The sequence below is a fragment of the Erythrobacter sp. SDW2 genome, from assembly GCF_021431965.1.
In the GTDB taxonomy this organism is placed as follows: domain Bacteria; phylum Pseudomonadota; class Alphaproteobacteria; order Sphingomonadales; family Sphingomonadaceae; genus Parerythrobacter.
Map to the genome: position 1 here is coordinate 2,869,102 of NZ_CP090370.1, position 16,373 is coordinate 2,885,474.

Below are 16,373 nucleotides of genomic sequence, written 5' to 3' on the forward strand. Positions count from 1 at the left end.
CCCGGCGGCCAAATCGCGGGTTGCGTGGCGCTGGCCGCCATGCCACCAACCCCTCTGTGACAACGGGTCGGGGCAATCTGGAACGGGCTGACAGCAGCTGGCGCGATATTCGTGCCGATGCCGATATCCAGTTCGAACCCATTCCACCCAGGCCGCCGCCCGAGCCGCCCGCATGGATCAAGGACCTGCAGGAATGGCTCGAGTCGATCTTTGGCCCGGTCGGTCGGGCGCTGGTCGAGGCCTGGCCAGTGCTCAAATGGGCCCTGTTGGCGATGGCGGTGCTGTTTGTCGCCTACCTGCTATGGCAATTGCTCTCCCCCTACTTCCTCCGGCCCGGCAGCGATGCCGGGGACGACCTTGGCTGGCAACCCGATCGGGCCGAGACGCTGGCGCTGCTGGAAGATGCCGACCGACTGGCAGAAGCGGGTGATTATGGCGCAGCCGTGCACCTGCTGCTCAATCGCAGCGTCGGCCAGATCGCCATTGCCCGCCCCGACATGGTCGCGCCGAGCAGCACCGCGCGCGAGCTTGCCGGCCAGCCAAGCCTGCCCGACAAGGCGCGGGCCGCATTCGGGGTGATTGCCACTGCGGTCGAGCGCAACATCTTCGCCTTGCAGGAACTCGGGCGCGACGACTGGCAACAGGCCCGCGGGGCCTATGCCGATTTCGCGCTTGAGCGGCTGCGCTGATGGCCTCGGCAGCCTTTCACGCGCGGCCCGCCGCTTTCTCCAAGCGCAGCGTGCTGGCCTTGGTGCTGGTCGGCACACTGGCGTTCCTCGCCCTGCTCTATTTCATCGGCACCGACCGGATGGGCGGCAGCGAGAACAACGGGCAGGCCCATGCCGCCGCGAAGGGACTGACCGGCTATGCCGCCTTGGTGCGGTTACTGGAGGAGGAAGGGTACCAGGTCAGCACCTCTCGCAGCGAAGCGATGCTCGACGAGCCGGCTCTGCTGGTGCTGACACCGCCGCAATGGACCAATGCCGAGGATCTGGCCGAACTGATCGAGAAGCGCCGCGCCTTTGGCCCGACACTGGTGATCCTGCCCAAATGGTTCACGGCCCCGACCGACGACGAGAAGGCCAAGCCCGGCTGGGTCGTGCTGGGCGGAGCCGGAGCGGACTTCTGGGATCTGGCGATCAATGACAAGACCATCGAGACCAGGCTGACCGAGAGCAAGAAGGCCGAGCGCCGGGTCTGGCAAACCGCAGGCGGGAGTACCGGCGAGCTTCCCGCCAGCACGGCGGTCCAGTATCTCGACAACAACGCCTCGCTCGGATCGCAGCCACTGGTCACATCGCGCGGGCGGGTGCTGGCCGCATTGTTCGAGCGCGGGAGAGGGTCGGCCGATAGCGCGCAGGACCCCTCGTACATTGACGAGAATATCGGTTTCGAACGCTGGCGCGCAGCGGAACGCGAAGCCTGGCGCGTGACCGTGGTGGCGGAGCCCGATCTGCTCAACAATTGGGGCATGGCCGATGCCGCCCGCGCCCGCGCCGCGCTGGAAATCTTCGAGAGCGCCAGCGGCGGGCAGAATCTGCCAATCGTGTTCGACCTCACCACCAACGGCCTGGGCCAGTCCCGCAATCTGCTGAGCCTGGCCTTCGAGCCGCCGTTCCTCGCCGCGACGCTGTGCCTGCTGGTGGCGTTGCTGCTGGTCGGCTGGCGCGCCTTTCGCCGCTTCGGCCCGCCGCTCGCCGAAGACTTCGCCTTTGCCTTCGGGAAGGCGCAACTGGTCGAGAACGGCGGCGGCGTGATCCAGCGCACGGGGCGGATGCACCTGCTGACCCGTCCCTATGCCGCGCTGGTGGAAACCCGCATCGCCGGCAAGCTCGGCCTCAAGGGCGGGGGCCGCGAGCTGCTCGACGTGGCGCTGGCACGGCGCGGGCTCGAGCCCGTGGCCCCGCGCCTCGCCGCGCTGGAAAGCGCCCGCCGCACCAACGACATCATCCGCGCCGCGCGCGCGCTCCATTCGCTCGAAAGGACCATCACCCGATGACAGATTCTCCCGTGGCTCTCGAGGCCCTGCGCCGGCTGGCCGACGGTGTCCGCGCCGAAGTGGCCAAGGCCATTGTCGGGCAGGATGCGCTGGTCGATCACCTGCTGATCGCGCTGATGAGCGAAGGGCATGTCCTGCTGGAAGGTCCCCCGGGCACGGCCAAGACCTTCCTTGCGCAATGCTTCGCCCGCGCCACCGGGCTCGATTTCGGACGCATCCAGTTCACCCCGGACCTGTTGCCGGGCGATATCCTCGGCTCCAATCTGTTCAACTTCCAGACCAGCACCTTCACGCTGACGCGCGGCCCCATTTTCACCGAGCTGCTGCTGGGCGACGAGATCAACCGCACCCCGCCCAAGACGCAGGCGGCGCTGCTGGAAGCGATGCAGGAACGGCGGGTGACGCTCGATGGCGAAACCCATGCCCTGCCCGACCGGTTCATGGTCGTCGCGACGCAGAACCCGATCGAGAACCAGGGGGTCTATCCCCTGCCCGAGGCGCAGCTCGACCGCTTCCTGTTCAAGCTGCTGGTGCCCTATCCCGACGAGGCCGAGGAAGCGAAGATCGTCGCCCGCTTCTCGGTCGAGCAGGGGCCGGTCAAGCCGGAGAAGTTCGGGATCGCCCCGGTCGGCGATGCCGCGGCGCTGGGCCAGGCCATCGGCGCGGTCAAGACCGTGACGCTGGCACCTGATAACATCGACTATGTCGTGCGGCTGGTGCGGGCGACGCGCGAGCATGCCGATCTTTCGACCGGAGCAAGCCCTCGTGCCGCCGTTCTGCTGGCCAATGCCGCCCGCGCCCGCGCCGCGCTGGAGGGGCGCGATTATGTCGTGCCGGACGACATCAAGCTGCTCGCCACGGCCGTGCTGCGTCACCGGCTGACGTTGACCGCCGCCGCCGAGATCGAGGGGCGCGCGGTCGAGAGCATTGTCGACGAACTGGTCACAGGGACCGAGGCGCCGCGCTAGGCCCGGATGCTCAAGCGCTTCCCTCTTGTCCCCACCGCGCGTGCGGCCTGGCTGGCGGCTCTCGCCGCCCCGGCAGCACTGCTGGTGGCGGTGCTGGCCCCGCAGGCCTGGCTCGTCACACCGGTCGCGGGGGCGGCGCTGCTACTGGCGGTACTGGTGGACGGTTTGCTAGCGGGTCGGCTGGTGGAATGGCGAAGTCTTGCTCCGACCGATGTCGAAGTGGGCGAGCCCTTTGCGCTGACCGTCCTCGCCGAATTCGGCACCGGCGTGCCGCGCAGGGTCGATGTCGCATGGCAATGTGATCCACGGCTTGCCCCGGGCGGCGTCGCAACCGCCGAGCTGAAACGCGCCCCGGGATCGGATTGGCAGGGCGAAGCCAAGCTCGCCCCCACCCGGCGCGGGACTGGTGCAATCGAGCGCCTGTGGCTCAATTGGCAAGGGCCGCTCGGGCTGGGTGCGCGGCAGATCAGCGCACCGCTGGACAGCGAAGTGCGTATCTGGCCCGACCTTGCTCCGATCCGGTCCAAAACGCTCGAGGCCTACCTGCGCGATACCGAGATCGGCATGATTGCCCGCCGCCAGCGCGGCCACGGCACGCAGTTCGAATCGCTGACCGAGTATGACGCGGGCATGGACCGCCGCCGGATCGACTGGAAATCGAGCGCCCGCCATTCGAAGCTGCTCGCCCGCGAGAACGAGAGCGAACGCAACAACCAGATCGTCTTCGCCTTCGACTGCGGCAAGGCCATGTGCGAGCCGCTGGATGGCGTGCCCCGGATCGACCGCGCCGTCACCGCCGGGCTGACCGCCGCCTATGTCGCGCTCAAGGGTTCGGATCGGGCGATGCTGTTCGGCTTTGCCCGCCGGCCCGAAGTGATGACGCCCTTCATCAGCGAAACGCGCCTGTTCCCGCGCTTGCAGGAAGCCGCCGCCGCGCTCGATTACCGTGCCGAGGAGCCCAACTTCACCCTCGGCCTCGCCACACTTTCGGCCCGGTTGCGCCGACGCTCGCTGATCGTCCTGTTTTCCGAGTTCACCGACCCGACGAGCGCGGAGATGATGATCGAAAGCATTGCCCGGCTGGTGAACAAGCATGTCGTGGTCTTCGTCACTTTCGAGGATGCCGAGCTGGAAGCGCTCAAGAATGCCGCGCCCGACAGCATCGGCGCCATCGCCGGTGCGGTCACCGCGCAAAGCCTCTCGCAGCAACGCCAGCTGGTCCTCGAGCGGCTGCGGCACATGGGCGTCGATATTATCGAAGCGTCCCATGACAAACTCGGCTTCGCGGTGATCGACCGGTACCTCCGCATCCGTCGCAGCGAAGTGATCGCCGGATGAGAGGGCCAGGTATCCTCGGCCTGTTCGGTAACAAGGACGTGGCCGCGCCGCCCGATATCGAGGCCGCGGCGCTGCGCTCCGACCGCTTCCGGCTGGAACGCGAAGGCGACTGGCGGCGGCTGGAGGCTATCGTCACCCGGCTGGAGAAGGGGCGCCTGCGCTCGATCGCGGACGCGGATATTGCCGAGCTGCCCGCGCTCTATCGCACCGCCGCCTCCAGCCTCGCCGTGGCGCGCGAGACCTCGCTCGACAAGGCGACGCTGACCTATCTCGAAGGGCTGGTGCTGCGTGCCTGGTACCAGGTCTACGGCCCGCGCCGGGGCTTCATCGCCTGGTTGCGGCAGTTCCTGACCGGGGGGTGGGCCCGAGCCGTGCGCGAAGTCTGGCTCGACATCTGCATCGCGCTGGCCGCCATGATCGCCGGAACGGTGGCAGGCTGGGTGCTCGTCGCGCGTAACCAGGACTGGTACTACGCGCTGGTCCCGGTGCAGATGGGCGGCGTCCGCGCCCCGGGAGCGAGCCGCGAAGCGCTAGCGGAAACGCTCAAGATCGAAAGCGAAACTGGCGGCCTGTCGCAGTTCGCCGCCTACCTGTTCTACAACAACGCCAGCGTCTCGATCCTCGTCTTCGCGTTGGGCTTTGCCTTCGGCGTGCCGAGCCTGATGCTGCTGGTGCACAACATGGCGCTGCTCGGCGCAATGTTGTGGCTCTACAACTCGGTCGGGCTGATGCCCGATTTTCTCGCGTGGCTGGCAGTTCACGGGACGACCGAGCTTTCGGCGATCCTGCTGGCTGGAGCGGCAGGGCTGCACGTCGGGCGGCACATGGCCTTCCCGGGTCGGCGCAGCATCTTGCAGGCGACCGCCACTGCCGGACGGCGTGCAGGCGTGGTGATGGTGGGCGTGGTCATCATGCTGATCTTCGCCGCCGTGCTGGAGGCGTTCCCGCGCCAGCTGGCCGGGAGCCAGATGCGGACCATCATCGGCGTTGCCATGGCCTTCGTGTGGTTGTTCTATTTCTCCCTTTCAGGCCGTGACTGGCGACGCAAGGAAGCGGCATGAGCGCGGCCCTCTCCGCACCGCCGACCAGGCGCCGGCGCGAACTGGTCACGCCCGAGGGAATAGCCCTGCCCATCACCATCGCCTCGCGCGGGTCACGCCTTGTGGCGCTGGTGATCGATTACACTGCGATGATCCTGCTGATGATCCTGCTGTCCTATGCGGCCTGGTATATCGTCGGCAGTTTCGAGGGGCTGAAGAAGACGACCTCGGAGGTGGGCGAGTTCGTGATGGTCGTGGCCCTGCTGACCTTCTTCGTCATCTGGAACGGCTATTTCATGTTTTTCGAGATGGGGCCGCGCGGGGCGACACCGGGCAAGCGCATTCTCAAGATCCGGGTGGCATCGCGCGACGGCGGGCGGCTGACCCCTGAAGCGGTGGTGGCGCGCAACCTGTTGCGCCAGATCGAGATTTTCCTGCCGCTGTCCTTTCTCAGCATTGCCGGTAGCGGCGAGAGCGGTGCGGGCGGCTTTGCCGGGGCGCTCTGGTTCCTCGTCTTCATGCTGTTCCCCTTCTTCAACCGCGATGCATTGCGCGCAGGCGATTTGATCGCCGGCACCTGGGTGCTGGAGGCGCCACGGGTGCAGCTGGCAGAAGCCATGTCGGTCGACCAGGCGGATGCCGCCCTGCCGCAATACCGCTTCGACGAAGCCGAGCTGTCGATCTATGGCGAACACGAGCTCAAGACGCTGGAGGACGTGCTGCGACGCGGAGACCCGAACGCGATGGCGACCGTGCAGCAGGCCATCCTGCGCAAGATCGGCTGGGAAGGCGGCGCCGGGCACGAACGCGAATTCCTCGAAGCCTTCTACCGGGCGCTGCGGGCCCGGCTCGAAGGCGAGATGCGCTTCGGCAAACGCAAGCGGGACAAGTTCGACGACGCGTAGGTCCTGCCTTGCAACCTGTTTGCGAGCCGCGCCGCATTGGCGTATGCTTGGATCGAAAAGGTTCGTGTCATGAAACAAGCACCGCAGATCTACGATTACCTGAGCCGCGCGGAAATCGCCGCATTCTCCGAGAAATCGGACCTGCGCGCTTTTGCCACGCTGGCGGTGCAGGTGGCGCTATTCGCCGGTGCATTCGCCTTGGCGATCCTTTGGCCCAACCCTCTGACCATCGTGCTTGCGATCCTGCTCCTGGGCGGGCGGATCCAGGCCTGGGGCGTGCTGACCCACGACTGCGCCCATGGCGCGTTCTTCAGGACCCCGTGGCTCAATCAGTTCGTCGGCCGCTGGATTGTCGGGGCAGCGGGGCATGTGCCGCTGGAAGCCTATCGCCGCTATCACCTCGAACATCACCGTTTCGCCGGAACGCCCGACGATCCGGACAAGTGGATGGTCAAGAACTACCCGATCACCCGCAGCTCGCTGAAACGCAAATTCACCCGCGACCTGACCGGGCGGACCGGCTTTCGAGACCTGATGCGTGAAGTGAACGGATTTACCTTCGCTGCCAACGGGCCGACGCTGGTGTTCCACCTGCTGCTGGTCGGAACGCTCACCGCGCTGGGCGCGCCTTGGGCCTATCTGCTGTTCTGGGCGGCGCGGCTGTTCGTCTATCCGGCGATCCACCGATTGCGGCAGATTTCGGAGCATGGCGTGGTGCCCGATCGCGACGTGCTCGATGCGCGGCTCAACACCGGCACCACCATCCCGCGCTGGTGGGAACGGCTGTTCATCAGCCCCTGCAATGTGAACTACCACCTGGAACACCACATCTTCGCCGCCGTGCCGCCCTATCGCCTGCCCGCACTGCACCGGACGCTGGCAGAGCGTGGCTATTACGAAGGGCATGACTGCATCGCCCACGGCTTTGGCGAAGTGCTGCGCAAGGCGACCCGCCCGGATGAAGTGCCCGCCGCGGTATGAACACGCATCCTGCCGACCTCACGCAATTGTCGAGCGCCGAGCTGACCCGGCTCGAGCGGGACATCGCGCGCAAATACGCCGGCAAGGTGCCGTGGGAGACGGTCATCTGGGGCCTCGCCATTCCCCCGGTCTGGGTGGCGAATTTCATCGTGACGATCATGGGCCTCTGGCCGCTATGGGCGGGCTTCCTCGCCTCGACCGTGCTGCTGATGTTCACCTATGCCCCCAACCACGATGCCCAGCATGACATCATCGGGCGGCCGGGCACCAGGTGGCGCGGGCTCAACGAATTCCTCGGCCACTGGACCAGCTGGCTGCTGGTGCTGCCGTTCAACACGCTCAGGGTCACCCATCTCGATCACCATCGCCACACCAATGACGAGCATCTCGACAGCGACATCACGACCCATGCGCCCAACGCCTTTGCCGCGGTCTGGGAATCGATCCTCCAGCGCCAGCCCCATGGCAAGCGGGCGCAGGACTATCGCGCCAGCCTCGAACGCGCAGGGCGCGAGGACCTCGTGAAGCTGACCGCGCTCTACAAGCTCGGTTTCTTCATCGCCCTGTTCACGCTGGCGTGGAACGGGCTGGCGATCGAAGCCTTGCTGCTGATCTGGCTGCCTTACCAGCTGGCGATGACCTACATCATCTTCTTCCTCAGCTGGGCTCCGCACAGCCCCGGCATGAGCCAAGGCAAGTATCGCGACACCAAGAGCTGGAAATCCGTGCTGGGCGATCCTCTGTCGATGTGGATGGGCTACCACGTGGTGCACCACCTGCACCCCTATATCCCGCTGTTGAAGACCAAGCCGGCCTATTGGGAAATGCGCCCCATCCTTGAAGCACGCGGGGTCAAGCTGGGGATGTAGTGCCGACTTTGGCGACCGCTATTTCTCGTCGTCGTAGATCGCCACTTCGTTGGTGCCCTCGCTGGTCGCGCGGCCGCGGTACATGCCTTCGGTGTTGAAGCTGAACACCGCCGGGCCGAAGGGCGAGACCACGATGACCCCGCCGGTGCCGCCGAGAACCTCGACATCGGCCATCACCGCATCGGCCACCGCCTGCACCTCGTCGGCCGAGAGCGGTTCGCCCGAGGCTTTTCTGGTGCTCTCCCAGGCGAAGCGCAGGCCGAGACAGATCGAGCGAGCAACGCCGGCGCGGATGAAATACTCGCCGTCGCCGGTGGCGGAGACCGCGCAATCGCGATTGTCGGCATAGGTGCCCGCGCCGATGATCGGGGCATCGCCGATCCGGCCCCAGCGCTTGCCGGTCATGCCACCGGTGGAGGTACCTGCCGCGACATTGCCTTCGAGGTCGAGCGCCACAGCGCCGACCGTGCCGAACTTGATATCGACATCGAGCGCGGAAATCTTCTCCACCTTCATCCGCTCCAGCGACATGCGGCGCCATTCCGTGGCGAAATAGCTGGGATCGACCAGTTCGAGACCATGCTCCCCGGCGAACTCTTCTGCCCCTGCGCCGCTGAGGAACACATGCCGACCATCCTTCATTACTTCCAGCGCGAGCAGGATCGGGTTCTTGACCGTCTTGACCCCGGTCACCGCCCCGGCGGCGCGGGTGCGCCCGTCCATCACCGCGGCGTCGAGTTCATTGGTCCCCTCCCAGGTGAAGACCGCACCCTTGCCGGCGTTGAAGCGAGGATTGTCCTCCATGATCACGATCGCCGCCGTCACCGCGTCCATCGCGGTGCCTCCGTTCCCGAGGATTTCCGACCCGGCATCGAGCGCTTCCTGCAAGGCGGCGCGGAAGGCCGCGTCCTGTTCGGGCGTCATGTCGCTACGGGTCAGCGTACCAGCGCCGCCGTGGATGGCGAAGGACCAGCGCGGTTCCATCGGATCGTCTTCCTCCTGCGCCGAAGCGGTGGTGGCGAGGCTGGCGAGCGCAAGACCCGCAAGGCCGGTGATGAGGGTCGTCAGCGTTTGCATGGCCATGGCATAGCACGCGATTGCGTTGCCGCCAGAGGGCAATGTATGGCCCTGCGCCATGATCCTGCGCCCTGCCACTGCCGCCGATGTGCCGGCCCTCGCCAAGCTCGGCCGCGAAAGTTTTGTCGCCGCCTTCGGGCACCTCTATTCGGAAGCGAACCTCAACGCTTTCCTGGAGATGGTCTTTTCCGAGGAGGCCGTACGGGGCGAAATCGAAGGGGAGGAATGCACCCACTGCTTCGCTGACGATGGCACCCGCCTGCTCGGCTATGTCAAGCTGCGCTATCCCAGCTGGTACGCCGGGGATTCCCCGACCGGAGTCAGCAACCCCATCGCGCTGGGCCAGCTCTACACCCAGCCCGATTGCACGGGCCAGGGGATCGGCGCGGCACTGATGGAATGGGCCATTGCCGAGGCGCGCAGCCGGGGCCATGATGCGATCCAGCTGTCGGTCTGGGCCGAGAATTTCGGCGGCCAGCGATTTTACCAGCGTTACGGTTTTGCCAAGGTGGCCGACATCGACTTCTGGGTCGGCGACCACCGCGACGAGGAATACCTCTACGAGCTGAGGCTCGATTGAGGCCACCACAAGGGAGAGAGACGATGGGCAGCTTCGGAGCACAGACCACCGCCGACGAGGTGCTAGCGGACAAGGACCTGCGCGGCAGGACCGCCTTCGTCACCGGCGGCTATTCGGGGCTGGGCCGGGAAACCGCCCGCGCCATGGCGGCCAGGGGAGCGCATGTCATCATCGCCGGGCGCGATGCCGGGAAGGCCGAGGCCGCTGCGCAGGAACTGCGGGAAACGGTCCCGGGCGCACAGGTCGACGCGATCACCTGCGACCTCGCCTCGCTCGCCTCGGTGCGGGCCTGCGGCGAGGAAGCGCGCAGCCGGTTCGACCGGATCGACCTGCTCATCAACAACGCTGGCGTGATGGCCTGCCCGCACGGCGAAACCGCCGATGGGTTCGAAATGCAGTTCGGGACCAATCACCTCGGCCATTTCGTGCTCACCAAAGAACTGATGCCGCTGGTCGAGAAGGCTGCCGCAGCCGGCAGCGATACCCGCATCGTCAATCTGTCCAGCCGCGCGCATTTCATGGACCGGGTCCATCTGGACGATCCGAATTTCAGGAACCGGGATTACAACAGCTGGCTCAGCTACGGACAATCGAAGACCGCCAATGTGCTGTTCACCGTCGGCCTGCAGCAGCGCTTCGGGGACAAGGGCATCACTGCGGTGGCGGTGCACCCCGGCGGCATCCAGACCAATCTCGGTCGCCACATGACCGAGGAGGACCGCGCTTTCATGCGCAGCCGGATGAAGGCGCGCAGCGACGAGGAAATGCTCGCCGCCTTCAAGACCATCCCGCAAGGTGCCGCCACCACCTGCTTCGCCGCGACCGATCCGGAGCTGCAAGGGCGTGGCGGGGTCTATTGCGAGGATTGCCATGTGGCCAAGGTCGATGACGAGAACCCCACCGAAGGCGTGCGCAGCTACGCGCTCGATCCGGCCACGGCGGATGCGTTGTGGAGCTTGTCGGAAGAGCTGACGGGGACGCGCTTCAGCGCTTGATTCTTGCCGCTGTAACCCGGTTCGCTGTCCCGACGAATAGCCGCCCATGACCCCGGGCGAGGACCAACGGTGATTGCCGACGAAACCACGCTGGCGCAATTGATGCGGCAATCGCAGCAGGGCGACAAGCACGCCTACACTGTGCTGCTCGGCGAATGCGCGGGCTGGCTGCAGCGCTATTTCCGCCGCCGGGTGCCGCCGCACCAGCTCGACGATCTGGTGCAGGACGTTTTGCTCGCGCTGCATCACAAGCGGGCCAGCTGGGACGGAGCCCGCGCCTTCCTGCCCTGGCTCGCCGCTATCGCGCGCTATCGCTGGGTCGATCACCTGCGCAAGGTATACCGCAGCGAGACCGACCAGCTGGAAGACTGGGACGCGCCGGAAGAGAGCAGCGAAGAGGCGGTACTCGCGCGGCTCAGCCTCGAACGGCTGTTCGTGAACCTGCCGCCGGGGCAGGTCGAAGTGATCGAGCTGGTCAAGATCGAGGGTCTCTCGATCACCGAGGCCAGCGCCCGAACCGGCCAGAGCGAAAGCCTGGTCAAAGTGAATATCCATCGCGGGCTCAAGAAGCTCGCGGCCATGATCGAAAAGGCAGAATGACAATGAACCGGTCCAACCAGGCGCTGATCGCGCAGCTTGCCGAAGACCTAACCCCCATTCGCCCCATGCGCATGCGCAGCGGACTGGCGCTGGTGGCGGCGGCGACCGCCGGGACATTGCTGAGCGTCTGGCTGGCGGCAGGCTTCTGGAGCGGGATGCTGACCGGTGAGGCCGCACCGTTCTTCTTCGTCACCCACGGGCTGCTGCTCATGCTCGGGCTCGCCAGTGCCACGGCCGCCATCGCGCTGGCACGGCCTGCGGTCGGCAACCGGCAGGATGCGCCCAAATGGGCCGCCGCCATGGTCGCGGTGCTGCCGTTGACTGCGCTGGTGATCGCCTTCGTGACCGGTGCAGGCCTCGCCGGGCTGGCCGATGAGCACAGCATACATTGCCTGACCTCGGGCGTGGCCACCTCGGCGCTCAGCTTTGTCGCGCTGGGCTATTGGCTCAAGCGTGGGGCACCGGTGTCGACACAGACGGCCGGCCTCTTCGCCGGGATCGCGGCAGGCGCCATCGGCAGCTTCGCCTATGGCATCACCTGCCCCATCGACGGCGTCGCCCACCTGGGGCTTTGGCATGTCCTGCCGGTGCCGATCTGCGGCGCGCTGGGTCGGCTGGTCCTGCCACGGCTGATCCGCTGGTAGCCGCCGCCGTCACAGCCATTTCCACTTCCAGAACATGAACAACTGCACCGCCAGGATCGCCGTGCAGACACCGCTGAGGATCCAGAACGCCTGCGGGTGATCGCTGCCGGGTATGCCGCCGATATTGCTGCCGAGCAGCCCCGTAATGAAGGTCAGCGGCATGAAAATGGTGGCGACGGCCGTCAGCACAAACGTGGTCCGCTGCGAGCCCGACACCGCCCGGGCGCGCAGGTCGTCGAGCATCACCACTGCGCTTTCCTTGCTGGCGTCGATGTCGTCGAGATCGCGCCGCAGCCGGTGGATCGCGTCGGTCATCGCCCGCCGGTCATGGTCCTCGAACCAGCCGGGCGCGTCGCGGCCGATCGATTCCAGCGCGACATGCATCGGCCCCATGTGCCGCTTGAGCGCGAGGCAGGCGTGGCGGATCTCGGCGATCTGGTCGATCAGGGCCGGGGCCTGCATCATCCCGCCATCGTGGTCGCAGGCGTCGATCTGCTCGTTGAGGTCGATGATGACGTGATCGACCCGGGCGATGATGTGCTCGACCAGTGTCGTGACCAGTGCCCCGGCGTCGGTCGGCCCCTTCCCCGCATCGACATCCGCGAGAATCTCGCGCGGGGATTGCAGCGGCAGGCGGCGTAGAGTGACCACCCGCTGGCCATCGCTCCACAATTGCATCGAGACCATGTCCTCGGGTTCGGCGCCGGGATTGAAATTGATCCCGCGCAGCGTCGCCACCAGCGTCTCGCCTTCACGGAAGGCGCGCGGGCGGGTGGCATCGCTGGTCAGAAGTTCGGCGGTCGGATCGGGGATGCCGAAGCCGCCACGCAGCAGTTCCGCAACCCCGGCCTCGTGGCGGACGAGATGCACCCACAGCACTTCGCCCGGAGCGGCGGGCTGCCAGGTGCTTAGCATGTCCCAGCCGATCGGGCGGCCCCCGCCCTTGCCATCGAGCACCCGGGCGAACAGCAGCGGGCCATTGTCGGTGCCATCGGGAGCGGGAGCATCGGTCATCATGGCGTCCTTCAACCCGCAAACCGGCGCAGAGGCAAGTCCGCAGCCCAATCAGTCGAGCAATGAACCCGCTTCGACGAACGACCTTGCGCCGGGTGGCGGATTGGCGCACCCCCTGCCGCACAGATTTGCCGGAGAGAACCCATGCGCCATTTCGTTTCCGCCCTCGCCATCGCCGGGGCTCTTGCCTGCACCGCGCTGAGCGCTGCCCCCGCCTATGCCCAGGACGACACCGCCACCGCTGCGGCACCCGCCAGCCCGGCATGGGTCGAAACCTCCAACGCCTACACCCAGAAACTGATCGCCTTCGACGCCAGCTTCTCGCCCGAGGGCGCATCCTCGACCGGTTACGAGCAATATGACGGGCTGGCATTCGACCTCGCCGCCGACCGCGACGAGCGCTATCTCGCCGGGGCGCGAGCGCTGCGCGCCGAATTCGTCGCCGCTCTCGGCACAGAGAGCGATCCCTATGTGAAGCAGGATCTCGAGATCCTGATCGGTTCGCTCGACGAGAGCATTGCCGGGGTCGAGCTCAACAGGAAGCTCATGCTCGACTGGACCGACGTGCCCGAGGCGATCTACTTCGGCGTCTCCAACCTGCTTGACGAGCGCATTTCGCCCGAGCGGCAGCAGAAGGCCGTCGAACTGCTGCAGCGCTACACCGGCACCTATAAAGGCACCACCGCGCTGACGGAGCAGGCCAAGGCGCGCTTCCTCGCCAGCCAGGGTGACGGCAAGACCGGGCCCTATGATGTCGAGGTGCGCGATGCGGTCGCAAAGTATCCGACCTATGCCGCCGGCATCCGCGAGCTGTTCACCCGCTTCAAGGTCAAGGGCGCCGACAAGGCGCTGAAGGCGATGGATGCGCAGTTTGCCGATTACGGCCAGTGGACCACTGCCACCGTGCTGCCCGCCGCGCGCACCACCGCGCCCATGCCCCGGGAACTTTACGCACTGAACCTGCGCCGCGTGGGCATCGATATCGACCCGCAGGAGGCGATGGCCCAGGCCCGGCGCGGCTATTACGAGTTGCGCGCGCAGATGGATGCGCTCGCGCCCGAAGTCGCGGCCAAGTTCGGCTTCGCCGAGACCGACTATATCGGGGTGCTGAACCAACTGAAGAAACAGACCATCCCCAACGACCAGATCGAGGCCTACTACCGCGACATCAACGCCAAGATCGAGGAGAAGATGGTCGCCGCAGGGATTGCCACCCTGCCCGATACCCAGCTCCAGATGCGGCTCGCCAGCCCGGCCGAAGCCGCAGCCCAGCCTGCGCCGCACATGTCGCCGCCGCGGCTGATCGGCAACACCGGCGAGCAGGGCCAGTTCATTCTTACCGCCGGCAACCCGACCGCGGGCGACGGTGACGCCTATGACGATTTCAACCACCCCGCCGCCGCCTGGACGCTGAGCGCGCACGAGGCGCGGCCTGGCCACGAGATGCAGTTCGCCGCGCTGGTGAAGCAGGGCGTCAGCCTCGCCCGGCTGCTCTATGCCTTCAACAGCACCAATGTCGAAGGCTGGGCGCTCTATGCCGAGGCCGAGATGCTGCCGCTGGAGCCGGTCGAGGGGCAGTTGATTGCCTTGCAGTTCCGCCAGCTTCGCGCCGCGCGGGCGATGCTCGACCCGATGCTCAATTTGGGCATGATCAGCCGCGAGGAAGCGGGCCGGGTGCTGCGCGAGGAAGTCGGCTTCTCGCCCGGCATGGTCAAGCAGGAGCTGGACCGCTACCAGTTCCGCGCCCCGGGCCAGGCGGGCAGCTATTACTACGGCTATCGCAAGCTGATCGACCTCCGGGTCGAGACCGAGCTGGCGCTGGGCGAGAAGTTCGACCGGCTCGCCTTCAACAATTTCCTGCTGAGCCAGGGCATCATCCCGCTCGACCTGATCGCCAAGGCCGTGCGCGAGGAGTTCGTGCCGGCGCAGCTGGCGAAGTAGGAACTTCACCCTCGTCATCCCGGGCTTGACCCGGGATCCCGCTTTTCTTCGGACGCACCAGCAAAGGGCAGCGGGACCCCGGATCAAGTCCGGGGTGATGGGTTGAATTCTGGAGCGTTTCCTACCCGTGACCTAGCTGCTAGGAAGGGACCATGAGCCGCTCTCTCCCCAAACTGCAAAGCTGTCGCCATATCGGCGGTGCAACAGCAACTGTCACACCCTACATTTCTCCGTCAGGACAGTGTGACATGTGTGACATCCGGTCAGGAAACCAAGCGTGAGTATGAATGCCATCCGCCCCTGGCGCACGGTCATGCGCCGCCAGAGCCGCCAGATCATGGTCGGCAATGTTCCCGTCGGCGGCGATGCGCCGATCACGGTGCAGACCATGACCAACACCCCGACGGAAGATGCGGTGGCGACGATCGACCAGATCCGCCGCTGCGAGGAGGCAGGGGCGGATATCATCCGCGTTTCCTGCCCCACCGAAGAGGCCACGGCGAGCTTCCGCAAGATCGCCAAGGCGTCGCGCGTGCCACTGGTTGCCGACATCCACTTCCACTACAAGCGCGCGCTCGAGGCGGCGGATGCAGGCGCGGCCTGCCTGCGGATCAATCCCGGCAATATCGGCTCGTCCGAACGCGTCGCCGAAGTCGTCCGCGCCGCCAAGGCCAATGGCTGCGCGATCCGCATTGGCGTGAACGCCGGCAGCCTCGAGAAGGACCTGCTGGAGAAATACGGCGAGCCCTGCCCCGAGGCCCTGATCGAAAGCGCGCTCGACCATATCAAGCTGCTGCAGGACCACGATTTCCACGAATACAAGGTGGCGGTGAAGGCGAGCGACGTGTTCCTCGCCGTTGCCGCCTACCAGGGCCTCGCCGAAGCGGTCGATTGCCCGCTGCATCTGGGCATTACCGAGGCTGGCGGGCTGATTGGCGGGACGGTCAAGTCCTCGATCGGCATCGGCAGCCTGCTGTGGGCGGGCATCGGCGACACCATCCGCGTCTCATTGAGCGCCGAGCCGGAGCAGGAGGTCAAGGTCGGCTTCGAAATCCTCAAGGCGCTCGGCCTGCGCACCCGCGGCGTGCGGATCGTCTCCTGCCCGAGCTGCTCGCGCCAGGGCTTCGACGTCATCCGCACGGTCGAGGCGCTGGAGAAGCGGCTCGAACACATCAAGACCCCGATGAGCCTTTCGGTGCTCGGCTGCGTCGTCAACGGCCCGGGCGAAGCGCGCGAGACCGACATCGGCCTCACCGGCGGTGGCAAGGGCAAGCACATGGTCTATCTCAGCGGCGTGACCGACCACCATGTCGAAGACGCGGCGATGCTCGATCACCTCGTGGCGCTGGTCGAGAAGAAGGCCGCAGAGATCGAGGACGGGATGAGCGACGCGGGCGAAGCGACCGAGGCGGCGGAGTGAGG

Annotated in this window: 16 protein-coding genes; 14 read left to right on the forward strand and 2 right to left on the reverse strand. The window is 66.4% G+C overall.

What is annotated here, in order from left to right; all coding sequences use genetic code 11:
- Window positions 1-56 precede the first annotated feature (56 nt).
- The 8 genes from LY632_RS14040 (at window position 57) to LY632_RS14075 (ending at window position 8,100) form a co-directional block, all read left to right on the forward strand.
- A complete protein-coding gene (locus LY632_RS14040) occupies window positions 57-689 on the forward strand; it encodes a hypothetical protein (protein WP_234091735.1) in 633 nt (210 codons plus the stop codon).
- Window positions 689-1,999, forward strand: coding sequence for a DUF4350 domain-containing protein (locus LY632_RS14045; protein WP_234091736.1), 1,311 nt, complete (start codon window positions 689-691; stop codon window positions 1,997-1,999). Before LY632_RS14040 ends, LY632_RS14045 begins: the two co-directional genes overlap by 1 nt.
- Window positions 1,996-2,967: a MoxR family ATPase gene (locus LY632_RS14050; RefSeq protein WP_234091737.1), complete on the forward strand. Its 972-nt coding sequence runs from the start codon at window positions 1,996-1,998 to the stop codon at window positions 2,965-2,967. Before LY632_RS14045 ends, LY632_RS14050 begins: the two co-directional genes overlap by 4 nt.
- A 6-nt stretch (window positions 2,968-2,973) precedes the next feature.
- A complete protein-coding gene (locus LY632_RS14055) occupies window positions 2,974-4,305 on the forward strand; it encodes a DUF58 domain-containing protein (protein ID WP_234091738.1) in 1,332 nt (443 codons plus the stop codon).
- Window positions 4,302-5,366, forward strand: coding sequence for a stage II sporulation protein M (locus LY632_RS14060; RefSeq protein ID WP_234091739.1), 1,065 nt, complete (start codon window positions 4,302-4,304; stop codon window positions 5,364-5,366). Before LY632_RS14055 ends, LY632_RS14060 begins: the two co-directional genes overlap by 4 nt.
- Window positions 5,363-6,250 carry an RDD family protein gene (locus tag LY632_RS14065; RefSeq protein ID WP_234091740.1) on the forward strand — a complete coding sequence of 296 codons (888 nt, stop codon included), beginning with the start codon at window positions 5,363-5,365 and terminating at the stop codon, window positions 6,248-6,250. Before LY632_RS14060 ends, LY632_RS14065 begins: the two co-directional genes overlap by 4 nt.
- 69 nt (window positions 6,251-6,319) lie before the next feature.
- On the forward strand, window positions 6,320-7,231 hold the full coding sequence (locus LY632_RS14070; RefSeq protein ID WP_234091741.1) for a fatty acid desaturase family protein: 912 nt from the start codon (window positions 6,320-6,322) through the stop codon (window positions 7,229-7,231).
- The gene (locus tag LY632_RS14075; RefSeq protein WP_234091742.1) at window positions 7,228-8,100 is read left to right on the forward strand and encodes a fatty acid desaturase; all 873 of its coding nucleotides are present in this window, start codon (window positions 7,228-7,230) and stop codon (window positions 8,098-8,100) included. Before LY632_RS14070 ends, LY632_RS14075 begins: the two co-directional genes overlap by 4 nt.
- Window positions 8,101-8,118: 18 nt before the next feature.
- On the opposite strand, the gene LY632_RS14080 is transcribed toward LY632_RS14075, so the two are convergent.
- Complete coding sequence (locus LY632_RS14080) at window positions 8,119-9,183, reverse strand: isoaspartyl peptidase/L-asparaginase family protein (protein WP_234091743.1); 1,065 nt, start codon at window positions 9,181-9,183, stop codon at window positions 8,119-8,121.
- A 52-nt stretch (window positions 9,184-9,235) separates the two neighbouring features.
- Here LY632_RS14080 and LY632_RS14085 point away from each other — a divergent pair, with 52 nt between their 5' ends.
- The 4 genes from LY632_RS14085 (at window position 9,236) to LY632_RS14100 (ending at window position 11,996) form a co-directional block, all read left to right on the forward strand.
- Complete coding sequence (locus tag LY632_RS14085; RefSeq protein WP_234091744.1) at window positions 9,236-9,757, forward strand: GNAT family N-acetyltransferase; 522 nt, start codon at window positions 9,236-9,238, stop codon at window positions 9,755-9,757.
- Window positions 9,758-9,780: 23 nt separating this feature from the next.
- Complete coding sequence (locus tag LY632_RS14090) at window positions 9,781-10,752, forward strand: SDR family NAD(P)-dependent oxidoreductase (RefSeq protein ID WP_234091745.1); 972 nt, start codon at window positions 9,781-9,783, stop codon at window positions 10,750-10,752.
- 69 nt (window positions 10,753-10,821) lie between these two features.
- On the forward strand, window positions 10,822-11,352 hold the full coding sequence (locus LY632_RS14095; protein WP_234091746.1) for a sigma-70 family RNA polymerase sigma factor: 531 nt from the start codon (window positions 10,822-10,824) through the stop codon (window positions 11,350-11,352).
- Window positions 11,353-11,354: 2 nt separating this feature from the next.
- Window positions 11,355-11,996 carry an NrsF family protein gene (locus LY632_RS14100; protein ID WP_234091747.1) on the forward strand — a complete coding sequence of 214 codons (642 nt, stop codon included), beginning with the start codon at window positions 11,355-11,357 and terminating at the stop codon, window positions 11,994-11,996.
- Window positions 11,997-12,005: 9 nt separating this feature from the next.
- Here LY632_RS14100 and LY632_RS14105 read toward each other — a convergent pair whose 3' ends face one another.
- On the reverse strand, window positions 12,006-13,013 hold the full coding sequence (locus LY632_RS14105) for a CorA family divalent cation transporter (protein ID WP_370636544.1): 1,008 nt from the start codon (window positions 13,011-13,013) through the stop codon (window positions 12,006-12,008).
- Window positions 13,014-13,154: 141 nt separating this feature from the next.
- Here LY632_RS14105 and LY632_RS14110 point away from each other — a divergent pair, with 141 nt between their 5' ends.
- Entirely contained in the window at window positions 13,155-14,951 is a 1,797-nt protein-coding gene (locus LY632_RS14110; protein ID WP_234091748.1) for a DUF885 domain-containing protein, read from the forward strand.
- Window positions 14,952-15,234: 283 nt separating this feature from the next.
- Window positions 15,235-16,371 carry a flavodoxin-dependent (E)-4-hydroxy-3-methylbut-2-enyl-diphosphate synthase gene (gene ispG / locus LY632_RS14115; protein ID WP_234093257.1) on the forward strand — a complete coding sequence of 379 codons (1,137 nt, stop codon included), beginning with the start codon at window positions 15,235-15,237 and terminating at the stop codon, window positions 16,369-16,371.
- Window positions 16,372-16,373 lie beyond the last annotated feature (2 nt).